Origin of the sequence: Roseateles microcysteis, from assembly GCF_036880965.1 — a bacterium.
Taxonomy (GTDB): Bacteria; Pseudomonadota; Gammaproteobacteria; order Burkholderiales; family Burkholderiaceae_C; genus JAUASW01.
The window spans coordinates 1054919-1069823 of record NZ_JBAJMV010000001.1; the positions used below are offsets into that span (position 1 = coordinate 1054919).

Genomic DNA, 14905 nt, shown 5'->3' on the forward strand with positions numbered 1-14905 from the left:
TCCCTGGGCTGAATCTGCTCGTGTTGCAGGTGCTGCTGCTCTTGTCGGCACAGTCCCGCGCCGCAAGGCGCGGCGGCCCGCGAGGGGCCGCCGCTTTGAACAATCAGGCAGTGTACTTGCCGATCAACTCCAGCAGTTGCTCTTCGTCATAGGGCTTGCCCAGGTAATGATCGACGCCCAGCTCATGCGCATAGTCGCGATGCTTCTGGGCAATCCGCGAGGTGATCATGATCACCGGCAGCTGGGCCAGTCGAGCGTCGCCGCGCAGGTTGCGCACCAGGTCGAAGCCGTCCATGCGGGGCATTTCGATGTCGGAGAGCACCACGCTCGGCAACTCGTCGCCGCCCAGCTTCTCCAGTGCTTCCAGGCCATCCTTGGCCAGCTCGACACGGAATCCTTCGCGCTCCAGCAGGCGCTGGGTGACGCGACGCACGGTCAGCGAATCGTCGACCACCAGCACCAGCGGTGCCAGCTTCTCGACCACGGCCGCTGCCGGCGCGGCCAGCTCGGGCAGCGCGCGGGCCTGCGCCATGGCGGCGGCACCGAAGCGGTTGGCCAGGGCGACCGGGTTGTAGATCAGCGCTACCTCGCCCGATGCCAGCAGGCTGATGCCAGCCAGGCCCGGCACGCTGCGCAACTGCGGGCCGAGGTTCTTGATCACCACTTCCTGCTTGCCCAGCACTTCGTCGACATGCAATGCCAGCCGCTGGTGAGCGCTGTGCACCACCACCACCGAGGCATGCTTGCCATGCAGGTGGCCGCGGGCACCCTGGCCCATCAGGCCGCCCAGCCAGTACATCGGCAGGTGCTCGCCGCCAATCTCGATCTGGCCGCTGGCGTAGGCCTGTTCGACCTTGTCCAGCTCGACCCGGCGCAGGCCTTCCATCAGCACGGCCGGCACGGCCACCGTGTCTTCGCCATGGCGCAGGAGCACGATCTGGCTGACCGCCGTGGTCAGCGGCAAGCGCACATCGAAATGCGCGCCCTGCCCCGGCGTGGACTGGATGTCCACATAGCCGCCCAGGGTGTTCACTTCAGAGCGCACCACATCCATGCCGATGCCGCGGCCCGACAGCTCGGTGACGGTGGCAGCGGTGGAGAAGCCCGGCGCGAAGATCAGGTCCATCAACTCCGGCTCGCTGATGGCGTGGCCCGGCTGGATCAGCCCCAGCTGCGTACCGCGTTCGCGGATGCGCTCCAGGTTGAGGCCGGCGCCATCGTCGCCGAAGTCGATCAGGATCTCATTGCCTTCCTGGCGCAGCGCCACGCGCAGCGTGCCGGTCGCGTCCTTGCCCTTGGCAGCACGCACCTCGGGTGCCTCGATGCCGTGGCTGACGCTGTTGCGCAGCAAGTGCTCGAAGGGGCCGATCATGCGTTCCAGCACCGAGCGATCCAGCTCGATGTGGCCGCCGACGATCTCCAGCCGCGCCTGCTTGTTGGCATCGCGCGCGGCCTGGCGCACCACGCGGTGCATCCGTTCGGCCAGGCTGTCGAACTCGACAAGGCGGGTGCGCAGCAAATCGTCCTGCAGCTCACGCGTGAGTCGCGACTGACCGGCCAACTCGTCTTCGCCCAACTGCACGTTCTTCTGCAGGCTGCGCTGGACCGTGGCCACGTCGTTGACGGCCTCGGCCATCATGCGGGTCAGTTCCTGGAAGCGGGTGTAGCGGTCGAACTCGAGCGGGTCGAAATCGCGGCCGGCCATTCGGGCCGCCTCCTGGCGCGAGTCGATCTGCGCCTCGGCCTGCACTTCCAGTTCGCGCAGTCGTCCGCGCAGCCGCTCCAGGTTGTCTTCCAGGTCGAGCAGGCCGCTCTTCATCTGCGACAGCTCGGACTCCAGGCGCGCGCGGCGGATGCCGACCTCGCCTGCCTGAGCAGCCATGCGCTCGAGCAGATTGCCACGCACCCGCACCAGGGCCTGAGCCTGCGAAACGCCTTCCAGCGTCGGCTCGGTTTCCTCGACCGACAGGCTGCCCCAGTCGATCTGGGCGGCGGGCGCTGCTACCGGTTGCACGGACGTCTCGCCGGTCGCTTCGGCGGTCGCTTCGGCCGTTTCCGCTTCCGGCGGCGGTGCGACGGCATCGATCGCCTCGACCGCCTCGACCGCCTCGACTTCCGGCTCCGGGATCGGAGCAGCCACCGGTGCCGTGACGACGGGTGCGAAGACCGGTGCAGCAACAGGAGCGACGACAGGAACAACAGAGGGCACCGGCGCAGCCAGGCGAGCCAGCAACTGCTCGAAGCCATGCTCCAGCGCGTCGCCGCGATGTTGCAGCTCCTGCACATCGGCGGCCTTCACATCACCGCGTGAAAGCAGGGCCTCGACCGCCGATTCCATCAAGTGGGCCTGCTCGCCCAACTGCATCGCGCCACAAAGGCGGGCGCCGCCCTTGAAGGTGTGCAGCGCGCGCATCGTGGCGCCGGCACGGGCCGTATCACCAGGATGATTCACCCAGTCGCGCATGCCCGCATGCAGCTGGCTCAGGAGGTCGGCCGCCTCTTCCTCGAAGATCGGGAACAGCTCGCCATCGATCTGGTCGGCCTCGCCCAGGGGGAAGGCCTCGACTGCCGGCAGAGGATCGGGGCTGGCCAGCACATTGGCCGGCGGTGCCGGGACGGACACCTGCATGGCGCCCGGCTCGTCCTCATCGTCGAGCATGTCCTCGGTTGCAACGCTTTCACGCGCATCCTCGGGCTGGTAGTCATTCAGGGCCAGCAGGAGCTCGGCATCGGCCGGCTTCAGGAAACCGGCGGCGAACTGGTGCAGCAGGCGTCGGATTTCCTCGGCACTGCGCACGAAGACGCTCGCAACCGGCATCTCGACCTTGCTCGCATGCTGGGCACGGCCCAAGGCATGCTCCAGGGCACGGGCCAGCTGCGACAGATCTTCGTAGCCGACCGTCGCCGCATTGCCGGCCAGCGAATGGGCCAGGGCCTCGTTGGAGGGCGGCGGCACGCCGTCAAGCGCCAGCGCCCACTCGGCCAGGTCGTTGGACAGGCGGCGCGACAGCTCGTCGGCCTCGTTCAGGAAGATATTGAACAGGCTGATGCTGATGCGCAGCGGACCGATGACCTTGACGCTGTCCTCTTCCGGCGCCTCGGCTTGCACCTCTGCCGGCTCGGGCTCCGGCTCGGGCACGGCCGGCGGCGGCACCAGCACCAGCGTGCGCTCATGGGCCGGCTCGGCCTGCACCTCAGGCTCGGCCGCGAGCTCGGGCAGTTCCAGCAGCTCGAGCGGCTCCTGAGCTTCTGCGGCCGGCGGCGGCGCGGCGGGTTCTTCAGACAAGCTGGACAGGTCCAGCAGCTCGGTGGCGCCGGGCTCGGCAAACGCGTCGACCTCGACCACCTCGGGCAGTTCGGCCACGGGCTCCGGGGCCGGCTCGGGCGGCAGCACCACCTCGCCCAGCTGCATGTCCAACGCAAACTCGGGCAGCGCTTCGGCTTCGGGCTTGGGTGCTTGCGCTTCGACCGGGCTGGCTTCGGCCAGCAGGTCCAGATCGAGCAGGTCTTCGATCGGCTCGGGCGCCGGGTCGACAACTTCCGCACTTTCGGCAGCCGGCTCCGGATCCAGGTCCAGCACCACCATGTCCAGCGACAGTTCGGGCGCCGGCTCCAGCAGCAGGTCGGGTTCGAGCTTGCCCTGAGCCAGCTCGGGCAGCGCGTCCATCGGCAGAGTGGCGCCCCACTGACTGTCGGTCACCGGCAGCGCAGAAAGCTCGCGCATCTCGGCCAGGGTCTGCGGCTCGCCCACATCCAGGATGTCCAGCAGCCCGGGCACCTCGACGACCTCGGCTGCGGCGACGACCAGCGTCGGTTCTGCAGGCTCATCGGGCTCGACGGCCGGCACAGATGTCGGCTCAATGACCGGCTCAGGCGTCGGCTCAGCAAGCGCTTCATTGACCGCCTCAACGACTTCAATCGACGGCTCCACAGGCAGCTCGGCCGCGACTTCAGCCGGCACGTCCTGAGCCGCTTCTACCGGCGCTTCGCTGCCCGGCCAGACCAGGGGCAGGACCCGACCCTCGAGTCGCAGGGCATCGGCGCTGGCGCGCAGCGCCGCATGGCCGTGGCCGCGCGACTCGCCGGCCTGGATTGCCTCGGTCCATTCGGCAAAGTAGTCCAGCGCTTCGTCGGTGAAGCCCTGCAAAGCCATGTCGAACGGCTTGCCGTCGGTCAGCCACTGGTTGTAGAGCTGCTCGCAAGCCCAGCCGCCCTCACCGAAGTTGGCCAGCCCCACCATGCGTGAGCTGCCCTTGAGCGTATGGAAGGCACGGCGCACCGTGGTCAGTTGCTCGCGGTCCTGCGGATCCTGCTCAAGCGCGGCCAATGCCTTGCGGGCGGTGGCCACCACCTCGTTGGCCTCTTCCAGGAAGATGCCCAGCATCTCCTCGTCCATGGGCTCGTCCACGAAGACGGCCGGAGCAGGCGCAGGTACGGCGGCCGGCGGCGTGGGTGCAGGCGGCGGTGCCACAACTTGCGGAGCGGGCGCTTGCGCACCTGCGCCGAAGTCCAGCGAGATCTCGGGCTCGTCCAGGTCACCGGCAATTGTCAGCTCCGGCAGCACCAGGGTGCTGGCCACATCGTCCGCACGGCCCATGACCGGTGCCAGGGTGCCGGTTTCTTCGTCGAAGGCGAACATGCGCTTGGCCAGGGCCGGCTGCACGCTCAGCATGTCGATCAGAAAACCCAGGGCGCCCAGGTTGTTGGCCAGGCGCTCGAAACCGGCACGTGCGGCCGGCAGGTTGGCATCGACCTCGGTGTTGGCCAGTTCATCCAGTACATCGCGCATGCGCAGGCAGCACAGCGCGGCCTGGTCCAGGCCCAGCACCTTGAGCACGCCGCGCATCGAACCCAGGAGACCCGGCACGGGAATCAGGAGCTCGCGCTGAGTCGGCGCGCGGAAATAGTCATCGACCCGCTTCTCGACGTCCGAGAGCGTATGACGCAGCTCATGCACCACGCTGCCCAGGGTCTGGCGGTCGGAGACGCGGCGGTACAGCTCTTCCATCCAGGCTTCCAGGGCCTGGGGCGCATCGCCATGGGCCACGGCCTCGATGCGGCCGGCCAGGCGCTTGACGCGCGCTGCCTGGTCGGGATGGTCGAAGGCGGCGTCGTCCAGCGCCGCTTCGACGTAGAGGATGGCGGTGGCGATTTCCATCGCCAGGGCCGGCGCCGGCGGCTTGCCGGAGCGCAGCGTGGCCACGATGGCCCGCTGCATGGTTTCGCCCAGCACCTCACCACTCGGGAACAGGCGGGCAAGCGACTCGGACACGGCCGCGAACTGCTCGTCCAGGCCTGCCAGGCGATGGCTTTCGCCTTCGGCCGTGGTGGACCAGCTTTCCTTGGCCACGGCCACGCGGCGGCGCGCCTGCGCCACCCAGGCCGGGTCGATGCGGCCGAGGCTGTCGTCTTCGTAGTCACCCACCAGCTCTTCAGCAAGCGAGTAGCTCTTGCGGATCTGTTGCAGGCGCGGTGCCTGCGCGGCCGCCGGCACCTTGGCGTGGGCACAGAAGAACAGCAGGTCGCGGGCGAGCTGCAGCAAGCTCTCGTCAACACGCGGCTGGCGAAGCTGCGCCAGCAGGCGCGAACCGAGGCGCTTCAGATAGGCATCCTGGACCAGCAGGCCCTGGGCCTCGGCCTGGAACACGCCGGCGGCCAGCTGCCACAGGCAGCGCATCTCGCGAGCGCTGGCACCTGCGGCCAGGCCGGCGCAGAGATCGCTCAACTGGCTGGCGTTCGCACCGCTGGGCTGGCGCATCTGCTTGAGCAGTGCCGATTCGAAGGCAGCGCGGGCCGACTCGACGGCCTGCGGACGCGCGTCTGTCGGCAGCTCGCGCCACTCCCATTCGTACTGCCAGAGATCGGCCGGATGGATGCGCTCGGCGCTGTTGAAATCCTGCAGCGCGCGATAGCTCGGGAACAGCGCCAGCGTGCTCGGCTTGGCGCCGGCCAGCATCTTGGCGATCAGCGAGAGCAACGCAAAGTTGGCGCGCTCGATGGTCTCGACAGCGGCCAGGTCCACCGCGATCGGTTGGGCCGCCAGGGTGGACACGGCCTTCTCGGCGGCCCGCAGCACCGCCGCGCCGGCCGGCAGGCCCACGAGCGTGAGCACGCCCGCCACCTGGTGCAGCTGCGCTGCCGCATGGGTCAACGACTGGCTGGGCGTGCCCTTGGTGTCGAAGCCGACGGTTGAAATCCGGGTGTCGCCGTCACGCAGCAGCCGGCGCAGGCTCTTGTGAACCGCCTCCAGCGAGCGGCGCAACTCCTCCTGCACCCAGGCCAGCGGACTCAGGTCAGCCGGAAATTCAGAATCGCGCGCGAGGTCCATGCCTTGCCTTTATTCGCTGTTTGTGCGGGTCAGGCTTCAGCCGACCTTGAAGCGGGACACCGATTGACGCAGCGCTTCCGCAGATCGCGAGAGCTCATGCACCATCGAGGCCGTCGAGCGCGTGCCCTCGCCGGTCTGCTCGGTCACCGCAAAAATGTGCTGGATGTTAGACGCCACTTCGTTGGCCGACTGTGCTTCGCTCAGGGCCTGTTGCGAAATCTGCGCAATCAGCTCGTCCAGGCGACGCGACACCTTGTCGATCTCTTCCAGTGCGTTGCCGGCCGCGTCAGACAGCTTGGTACCTTCGACCACACCGACCGTGGAGCGCTCCATGGCCGCCACGGCGTCGTGGGTGTCGGTCTGAATGGTCTTGACCAGCACCGAGATTCGCCGCGTGGCGTCGCCCGAGCGCTCGGCGAGTCGCTGCACTTCTTCCGCCACCACCGAGAAGCCGCGACCGGCTTCACCCGCGGACGCCGCCTGAATGGCAGCGTTCAGGGCCAGCACGTTGGTCTGCTCGGTAATGTCCGAGATCAGCTCGGTAATTTCACCAATTTCCTGCGAGGACTCGCCCAGGCGCTTGATGCGCTTGGAAGTCTCCTGGATGTGGTCGCGGATCTGGTTCATACCGGCGATGTTGTTCTGCATCGCCTGCAGGCCCTGCTCGGCCGCCTGACGCGACTGGCGCGCGACCTCGGCGGTCTGCTGCGCCTGGCCCGACACCTCGTTGATTCGACCCGCCATCTGCAGCACGGCCTCGCCGGTGGCGCGAATCTCGTGCAGCTGTTCGGTGGAGGCAGCGAGCAGCTCGGTGGAGGTCTGGTCGACCTGGCCGGTCGTTTCCGTCACCCGTGCGGCCGTGCCCTGCACCTGGGTCACCAGGTTGCGCAGCTCTTCCACCGTGTAGTTCACGGAGTCGGCAATGGCGCCAGTGATGTCTTCCGTCACCGTGGCCTGCTGCGTCAGGTCGCCTTCAGCAACCGCTTGCAGTTCGTTCATCAAACGCAGAATGGCGGCCTGGTTGGCGTCGTTCACGCGCTTGGCTTCGGCCTGCTCCGCCTCGGCCTGCGCCTTCTGTTCTTCAGCCATCGTGGCGCGCGACTTCTGGTCAGCCACATAGAGGCGCAGGAAGCCGAGCGCACCGACCACCATGGCGCTCAGCGAGCCCAGCAGCAGCAGCAGCTGCCAGAACTTCACGCCGCCGCTGGATTCGATCTGCTGGGCAATGCCGTCCAGGCCTTTGCGCAGCGGTTCGCTGTCGGTCAGGATGGCGGTCTGCGCATCGCGGGCCGTCACCAGGCCCTGCAGATTGGACAGGATGGCGGCAGCCTGAATGCGCGTATCTTCATACTGCTTCAAGAGCGTGTTCAGTCGCTCTTTCAGCTGCGCATCGCGAGCGCCCGGCAGACGCAGCGAGGGGCTGCCCGAAATCAGGCCCTGCGTGATTTCACGGAAGGCATTCAAGTCCTTGCCGAGCAGGAACACCGCCTCAGGGCTCACGCCTTCGGGCGTCAGGAATTCGTTGGCGCTCTTGCCGATACGCTGGGTCAGCATCACCAGTTGGCCGACCGCGGAAATTTCCGCAGGCGAGGCATTGGCCTGCAGCGCTTGCGAGGCTGCGGCTTCGGCGCTTTCCAGCAAGTCCGACGACTGGCGGTTGATCGCGCGCAGTGCCGTGCCCACCTGCGTGAGCACCTTTTCCTGGTCGATCACGAGGCGGCCGCTCTTTTCGGCGCGGGTGACCAGGGGCTGCAGCTTCTCGAGATCGGGCTGCAGCGAGGTCGGTGCAATGGCGATCTCGCCCTGGCCGGTGCGCAGGGCGCTGACCACACTGGTGATGGTCTGCACCGATTCACGCAGCTCGGTGAAGGCGCCGGGGCTGCCGATGATGGCCGAAGACACGGCCTTGGCCATGCGTTGCGACTGCATCATGGCCTGACCGGTGGCGCGCACCTGGGCGGCCGTCTTGTTGGCGCCGGCCACGATGAAGCTCACGCCGGCGGCGGTACCGATCAGGCCGAGGGCGACGGCTGCGGTCAGCGCGCGCTGGTTGCGTGCGCTGCTCTTCTTGACTGCCTCGGCGCGCTCGGCACCGATCACGGTGTCGCTCACGGCCGAGGTGCTGGCAAAGCTGCCGGTCTCGTTGAACTCGGGCGGCAACTGCTGCTCAGAGGGCACGGCCTCCGAAATGATGGAAGACTCCGGGCGGCTGCCGCTGTCCAGCGGCATATGGCCGGAAGGACTGAGCGTGTGATGCTCATCGTCCTGTTGCCCCTGCTGGTCGGTTTTGCCGAGGTTTTTGATCTTGTCCAGGAAGCTCATTACACCCTCTTGTTCAGCTTGGCGACGCAGCGCCGTTCAGACCACGATTCGAACAAAGCGCTCATTGCGAACCAGCGCTTCCAGATCCAGCACCTGCCAGCGCCGCCCATCGGCGTCCCGCATCAGGGCGCCGGCATAACGCGGCCGACTGGCCGGCAGCTCTTCGGTATCCGGCTGCAGTTGCTCATTGCCGCGCAGGCCCAGCAACTTGTCGACCTGCAGCGCGCAGTTCATGTGCAGATCGGCATTCAGGGTCACCAGGCGGGAGCCCGAGGCGGCCTGGCCGGCCTCGCGAAGACCCAGGAAGGCGGCCAGGTCGACCACCGTGAAGAGCCCGCCCCGGAGATTGGCCACGCCGGCCAGCCAGGGCTGGGCATAGGGCACGACCTTCATGGGTACGGGGGTAAAGATCTCGGCTGCCTGACCGAGCGAGAACAACAGCCCAACGCCGGCCGCCTCGACCGCCAGCCAGCTGGCGGTGGACGGCTGCTCGCGCGCCGCCTGCATGCGCTCGGCGAGCCGGTGCTGGAGTTCCTTCAGCGCTTCCTTGTTGGCCACGGTGTCAGCCCAAGGCCTTGATCTTGGCCAGCAACTCTTCCGCCTTGACCGGCTTGACCACGTAGTCGCTGGCACCCTGCCGGGTGGCCCAGACCTTGTCCGTCTCCTGGTTCTTGCTCGTGCACATGATCACCGGCACATCGGTGAAGCGCTCGTCACGGGTAATGGCGCGGGTCAGCTGGAAGCCGTTCTGGCCTGGCATCACCACGTCCATCAGGATCAGGTCGGGCTTTTCTTCGGACAGGCGCGCAAAGGCCTCTTCGCCGTTCTCGGCCGTGCGCACCGCAAAGCCGCGCTTCACCAGCATCTCGCTGAGGTAGTGCAGCTCGGTCTTGGAATCGTCGACAAGCAGGATCTTCTGGATAGGCATCTGGTTCTCCTCGGTGCCTGGGTCGCTTTAGGCAGCAGCCGGGCGATGCAGCTGCACGGCTTGCAGCAGCTGGTCTTTGGTGAAGGGCTTGGTCAGGTAGTCTTGCGACCCGACCATGCGGCCGCGCGCCTTGTCGAACAGGCCGTCCTTGCTGGACAGCATGATCACCGGCACGGCGGCGAAATGCGGATTGCGCTTGATGATGGCGCAGGTCTGGTAGCCATCGAGCCGCGGCATCAGGATGTCGCAGAACACCAGGTCGGGGTGGTAGTCGCTCAGCTTGGACAGCGCATCAAAGCCGTCTTCGGCGAGCACGACTTCGTGGCCACCCTGCTTCAGAAAGATCTCGGCGCTGCGGCGGATCGTGTTGCTGTCGTCAATGACCAGCACCTTGACGCTCGCGGGCGCGCCTTCAGGAGCAGAAACATCCAAGCTGGGTCTCCTCGACATCTAGGGGCTTCAGCCCGGGAACGGAGCGCTGATCAAGCAATCAATCGATAGATCAGATACGCACCATCTCGAAGTCTTCCTTGCGGGCGCCGCATTCGGGACAGGTCCAGTTCATGTCCACATCGGCCCAGGCGGTACCGGCAGCGATGCCATGTTCTGGATCACCGGCGGCCTCGTCATAAATCCAGCCGCAGATCAGGCACATCCAGGTACTAGGTTCGCTCACGATAGCTTTGTCAGGTCACTACAATGCCAAAGATTGTAGCCACGCCTGTCGGGCCGTTTATAGAGAGAGAAAGCCCGCATGTGACGCTTCAGGGGGCCGTGCATTTTTACCGGCAAACTGATCCCAACGTGGCGAAAAAGCCGCCTGCGGCCAGCCGCTCAACAGCCATCCAACCAGCGCCGCACCATGAGCAAAACCGAAATCCCCGCCGGCGCCGAATCTGCGCTGCCAGCGGAGCAGGAGGCCCAATCGCCCGCCTGCGTCATGTCCTTCAATGCCAGCGAGCCCAGCGGCGCCAGCGGTCTGGCCTGCGATATTGCCACCATTGCCGCCATGGGCGCGCATTGCTTGCCCGTGGTTACAGCAGTGTTGCTGCGAGACACCGCCGAGGTCTTTGACCAGCAGGTACTGGACAGCGACACCATCGTGGAGCAAGCCCGCAGCATCCTCGAAGACATCACCATCAGTGCCTGGAAGGTCGGCTTCCTGGGCAGCGCCGAGGGCGTCAGCGCCGTGGCCGAGGTGCTCAGCGACTACCCGGACGTGCCCCTGGTGGCCTATCTGCCGGCCATTTCCTGGCTGGATGAAGAGCAGCAGCAAAGCTATCTGGACGCCTTTCGCGAACTGGTGCTGCCGCAGACCTCGGTGCTGGTGGGCAACCACAAGACCCTGACCGACTTCCTGCTGCCCGACTGGGACAGCGAGCGCCCGGCCTCGGCCCGCGAACTGGCCGTGGCCGCTGGCGAGCATGGCGCGACGCAGGTGCTGGTCACAGGCATCAGCCTGCCCAACCAGTTCGTCGACAACGTGCTGGCCAATCCGCAAGGTCCGATCACCGGTGAGAAGTTCGAGCGCTTCGAAGTCAACTTCGTCGGCGCGGGCGATACGCTGTCCAGCTCGCTGGCCGCGCTGATGGCCGTAGGCGCCGAGCCGCATGAGGCGGTGGGCGAGGCCCTGGCCTTCCTGGACCAGTCGCTGGACGCCGGCTTCCGGCCCGGCATGGGCAATGTGATTCCCGACCGCTTCTTCTGGGCCCTGCCGCCCGAGGGCGAGGAAGGCGAAGAGCTGGGCGAGAACCCACTCGCGATCGCGCTCCAGGCCCCGGAAGAGGATGAAGAAGAAACCCCGGCCGAGCCGACGACCCGCGCGCCGCGCCGCATGCACTGAAGATTTCCCATATGAGCAACCAATCGCTGTTTGAGCGCGCCCAGCGCGTGATCCCTGGCGGCGTGAATTCGCCCGTGCGTGCCTTCCGCGCTGTCGGCGGCACGCCTCGTTTCATCACGCGGGGCGACGGCGCCTATATCTATGACGCCGAAGGCCAGCGCTATATCGACTACATCGGCTCCTGGGGCCCGATGATCCTCGGCCATGGCCACCCGGCCGTGCTGGAGGCCGTGATTTCGGCCGCGCGCGAGGGTTTCAGCTACGGCGCGCCGACCGAGCGCGAGATCGAGCTGGCCGAAGAGATCATCAAGCTGGTGCCCAGCATCGAGCAGGTGCGCCTCGTGTCTTCAGGTACGGAAGCGACGATGAGCGCGATCCGCCTGGCGCGCGGCGCCACTGGCCGCAGCAAGTTCATCAAGTTCGAGGGCTGCTATCACGGCCACACCGACGCGCTGCTGGTCAAGGCCGGCTCGGGCCTGGCCACCTTCGGCCACCCGACCAGCGCCGGTGTGCCGGAGGAGGTGGCCCAGCACACGCTCGTGCTCGAGTACAACAACCTGCAGCAGCTCGAGGAAGCCTTCCAGCTGCATGGCAAGGAACTGGCCTGCGTGATCATCGAGCCGATTGCCGGCAACATGAACTTCGTGCGCGCCGCCCTGCCCTTCGTCAAGCGGCTGCGCGAACTGTGCACCGAGTACGGCGCCCTGCTGGTGTTCGACGAGGTGATGACCGGCTTCCGCGTCGGCCTGCATTCCGCGCAAGGCCACTACGCCACACTCCTGCCGGGCTTCAAGCCCGATGTCTCGGTGTTCGGCAAGGTGATTGGCGGCGGCATGCCGCTGGCCGCCTTCGGCGCGAGCCGCGAAATCATGAAGCACCTGGCGCCGCTGGGTGGCGTGTATCAGGCCGGCACGCTTTCCGGCAACCCCGTGGCCACCGCCTGCGGCCTGGCCACGCTGCGCGAGATCCAGAAGCCCGGTTTCTTTGAAGCGCTGGCGACAAAGACGCAGTTCCTGGTCAATGGCCTGAAGCAGGTCGCCACCGAGAACGGCGTTCCCTTCAGCGTCGACAGCCAGGGCGGCATGTTCGGCTTCTTCCTGATGGATGAGCTGCCGCAAAACTACCAGACGGTGATGACGACCGACAAGGAACGCTTCAACAAGTTCTTCCACGGCATGCTGGATGCGGGCGTCTACCTGGCACCGGCGCTTTACGAAGCCGGCTTCGTCTCAGCCGCCCACAGCCAGGCCGACCTCGAAGCAACGCTGGCGGCTGCGCGCACTGCGCTGCGCTGATCTGCCGAGGCGCAAGAGCATGCATATCCACATCCTGGGCATCTGCGGCACCTTCATGGGCGGTCTGGCGGCACTGGCCCGCGAAGCCGGCCACAAGGTCACCGGCTGCGATGCCAATGTCTACCCGCCGATGTCCACGCAACTTCAAGCGCTGGGCATCGATCTCATCACCGGCTTTGGTGCCGAGCAGCTGGAGCTCAAGCCCGACCTGTTCGTGATCGGCAACGTGGTCACGCGCTCCAGCGAGGGCCGCTTCCCGCTGATGGAAGCCATCCTGGACGCCGGCCTGCCTTACACCAGCGGGCCGCAGTGGCTGGCCGAGCATGTCTTGCAAGGCCGCCACGTGCTGGCTGTGGCCGGCACGCATGGCAAGACCACGACCACCTCGATGCTGGCCTGGATTCTTGAGCATGCCGGCCTGAAGCCGGGCTTCCTGGTGGGCGGCGTGCCGGAGAATTTTGGCGTCTCGGCGCGTTTGGGCAGCGGTGCGCCTTTCGTCATTGAAGCGGACGAGTACGACACCGCCTTCTTCGACAAGCGCAGCAAGTTCGTGCACTACCGGCCACGCACCGCCATCCTGAACAACCTCGAGTTCGACCACGCCGACATCTTTGCCGACCTCGGCGCCATCGAGACGCAGTTCCATCACCTGGTGCGCACCGTGCCGGCCAGTGGTCGCCTGGTCGTCAATGCCCGCGAGGAAGCCCTCCAGCGCGTGCTGACCCGCGGCTGCTGGAGCGATGTGCAGCGCTTTGGTGGGCGCAAGGAAGAATCCGGCTCCCTGCGTGCCCGTGGCGAGCCGCAGGCCTTTGACGTGCTGCGCGGCAGCCTGAAGGTGGCGCGCGTCGAATGGGAATTGAGCGGCGAGCACAACCAGTTGAATGCGCTGGCAGCCATTGCCGCGGCCGAGCATCTGGGCGTGACGCCCGAGCGGTCAGCCGCCGCGCTGCGCGAGTTCAAGAACGTCAAGCGCCGCATGGAATTGCGCGGCGAAGCGGGCGGAGTCAAGGTCTACGACGACTTCGCCCACCACCCGACGGCCATCCGCACGACGGTGAACGGCCTGCGCCGCCGCATCGCGCCGCTCGAGCGCATCCTGGCCGTGTTCGAGCCGCGCTCCAACACCATGAAGCTCGGCACGATGAAGGCGCAGCTGCCCTGGGCACTGGAAGAGGCCGACCTGAGCTTCTGCAACCAGGACGGCTTGAGTTGGGATGCCGCGGAGGCGCTGCAGCCCCTGGGCGCGCAAGGCCTTGTCGGCGCCAACGCCGACGCGCTGGTGGCCATGGTCGTCAAGGCAGCCAAGCCGGGGGACCATGTGCTGTGCATGAGCAATGGCGGCTTTGCCGGCATCCATCAGAAACTGCTGGACGCATTGAGCAAGAAGGATTGAGCTCCAGATGATCCGCAGCGAACGCATCGGCCTGCGCCATGCCACCGAAGCCGACCTGGCCCTGATCGTCAAGATGTCGGCCGATCCGGCGGCGCGCGGCACCTTCCTGCCGGACCGCATGCGCGCGCCGTCCGAAGTCATCAAGCAGTTCGCCGAGACCGGCTTCTCGACCGACGATTACGAGATGCTGCTGATCTGCGACCTGCAGGGCGCTGAAGAACAAGTGATCGGCAACGTGGTGCATTTCCGCGCCCGCACCCGCTACACGACGGCGCGCGAAATCGGCTGGACCATCTTCGACCCGGCGCTGCGCGGCAAGGGCTATGCGAGCGAGGCCGCAAGCCGGTTGGTCGACTATCTCTTCGAGAACTTCCAGCAGGTCTACCGACTGGAGTGCACGGTGTCGGCCAACAACGCCCCTTCGCGCGGCGTGGCCGAGAAGCTGGGCTTCAAGCACGAGGCGCTGTCAAGGGGTCTGCTGTATGTGCAAGGCCAGCCGGTGGATGCGAACACGTTTGGGCTGATCAGGCCAGAGTGGGAACAGAGCAAATCAGCGGCACGCTGAACGGCTGATCCGCCGCACGTTGCGGCCGTTCGCTTCGCGCTTGCAGAGGTCGGGCGGTAGGCACAGGCTGGCCCCGCCACCGGGCTCATGGTGCGCGGGTTGGCCTCTCGGCCAACTCCCCTCGGTGCTCGCATCACGGGCCGGCGGCGCGCAACTCGCTCCACTCACTTCGTTCGTGCCGCTCAGACAGGGCGCGCCAAGTCAGTTGTTGAAGCGTGCTGCGCACGCCCG

10 protein-coding genes are annotated in these 14905 nt (G+C 66.7%); 4 read left to right on the top strand and 6 right to left on the bottom strand.

Features of this window, described 5'->3' with window-relative positions:
- Positions 1 to 103: 103 nt before the first annotated feature.
- The 6 genes from V3596_RS04865 to V3596_RS04890 all read right to left on the bottom strand — a co-directional run bounded on the left by V3596_RS04865 (position 104) and on the right by V3596_RS04890 (position 10233).
- Positions 104 to 6328: a hybrid sensor histidine kinase/response regulator gene (locus V3596_RS04865; RefSeq protein ID WP_334276459.1), complete on the bottom strand. Its 6225-nt coding sequence runs from the start codon at positions 6326 to 6328 to the stop codon at positions 104 to 106.
- Positions 6329 to 6364: 36 nt separating this feature from the next.
- Positions 6365 to 8650 carry a methyl-accepting chemotaxis protein gene (locus V3596_RS04870; RefSeq protein ID WP_334276460.1) on the bottom strand — a complete coding sequence of 762 codons (2286 nt, stop codon included), beginning with the start codon at positions 8648 to 8650 and terminating at the stop codon, positions 6365 to 6367.
- A 36-nt stretch (positions 8651 to 8686) separates the two neighbouring features.
- Positions 8687 to 9208 carry a chemotaxis protein CheW gene (locus V3596_RS04875; RefSeq protein ID WP_334276461.1) on the bottom strand — a complete coding sequence of 174 codons (522 nt, stop codon included), beginning with the start codon at positions 9206 to 9208 and terminating at the stop codon, positions 8687 to 8689.
- Positions 9209 to 9212: 4 nt separating this feature from the next.
- The gene (locus tag V3596_RS04880) at positions 9213 to 9578 is read right to left on the bottom strand and encodes a response regulator (RefSeq protein ID WP_334276462.1); all 366 of its coding nucleotides are present in this window, start codon (positions 9576 to 9578) and stop codon (positions 9213 to 9215) included.
- A 27-nt stretch (positions 9579 to 9605) separates the two neighbouring features.
- Positions 9606 to 10010: a response regulator gene (locus tag V3596_RS04885; protein ID WP_334276463.1), complete on the bottom strand. Its 405-nt coding sequence runs from the start codon at positions 10008 to 10010 to the stop codon at positions 9606 to 9608.
- Between the two features lie 70 nt (positions 10011 to 10080).
- Positions 10081 to 10233, bottom strand: a complete 153-nt coding sequence (locus tag V3596_RS04890; protein ID WP_334276494.1) for a rubredoxin — start codon at positions 10231 to 10233, stop codon at positions 10081 to 10083.
- Positions 10234 to 10440: 207 nt separating this feature from the next.
- Between V3596_RS04890 and thiD the strand changes: the two genes are divergently transcribed.
- Genes thiD through V3596_RS04910 form a run of 4 tightly spaced genes read left to right on the top strand, consistent with a single transcriptional unit; the run spans position 10441 to position 14674 of the window.
- Positions 10441 to 11421 carry a bifunctional hydroxymethylpyrimidine kinase/phosphomethylpyrimidine kinase gene (gene thiD / locus V3596_RS04895; protein ID WP_395385478.1) on the top strand — a complete coding sequence of 327 codons (981 nt, stop codon included), beginning with the start codon at positions 10441 to 10443 and terminating at the stop codon, positions 11419 to 11421.
- An 11-nt stretch (positions 11422 to 11432) separates the two neighbouring features.
- A complete protein-coding gene (hemL, locus tag V3596_RS04900; RefSeq protein ID WP_334276464.1) occupies positions 11433 to 12716 on the top strand; it encodes a glutamate-1-semialdehyde 2,1-aminomutase in 1284 nt (427 codons plus the stop codon).
- A gap of 19 nt (positions 12717 to 12735) precedes the next feature.
- A complete protein-coding gene (gene mpl, locus V3596_RS04905) occupies positions 12736 to 14109 on the top strand; it encodes a UDP-N-acetylmuramate:L-alanyl-gamma-D-glutamyl-meso-diaminopimelate ligase (RefSeq protein WP_334276465.1) in 1374 nt (457 codons plus the stop codon).
- A gap of 7 nt (positions 14110 to 14116) precedes the next feature.
- Positions 14117 to 14674, top strand: a complete 558-nt coding sequence (locus V3596_RS04910) for a GNAT family N-acetyltransferase (protein WP_334276466.1) — start codon at positions 14117 to 14119, stop codon at positions 14672 to 14674.
- The last annotated feature ends 231 nt before the right edge of the window (positions 14675 to 14905 follow it).

What these genes read in the sequence shown, in the direction of transcription:
- V3596_RS04865 (WP_334276459.1), bottom strand. Translation starts at nt 6,328, where the DNA reads ATGGACCTCGCGCGCGATTCTGAATTTCCGGCTGACCTGAGTCCGCTG.
- V3596_RS04870 (WP_334276460.1), bottom strand. Translation starts at nt 8,650, where the DNA reads ATGAGCTTCCTGGACAAGATCAAAAACCTCGGCAAAACCGACCAGCAG.
- V3596_RS04880 (WP_334276462.1), bottom strand. Translation starts at nt 9,578, where the DNA reads ATGCCTATCCAGAAGATCCTGCTTGTCGACGATTCCAAGACCGAGCTG.
- V3596_RS04890 (WP_334276494.1), bottom strand. Translation starts at nt 10,233, where the DNA reads ATGTGCCTGATCTGCGGCTGGATTTATGACGAGGCCGCCGGTGATCCA.
- thiD (WP_395385478.1), top strand. Translation starts at nt 10,441, where the DNA reads ATGAGCAAAACCGAAATCCCCGCCGGCGCCGAATCTGCGCTGCCAGCG.
- hemL (WP_334276464.1), top strand. Translation starts at nt 11,433, where the DNA reads ATGAGCAACCAATCGCTGTTTGAGCGCGCCCAGCGCGTGATCCCTGGC.
- mpl (WP_334276465.1), top strand. Translation starts at nt 12,736, where the DNA reads ATGCATATCCACATCCTGGGCATCTGCGGCACCTTCATGGGCGGTCTG.
- V3596_RS04910 (WP_334276466.1), top strand. Translation starts at nt 14,117, where the DNA reads ATGATCCGCAGCGAACGCATCGGCCTGCGCCATGCCACCGAAGCCGAC.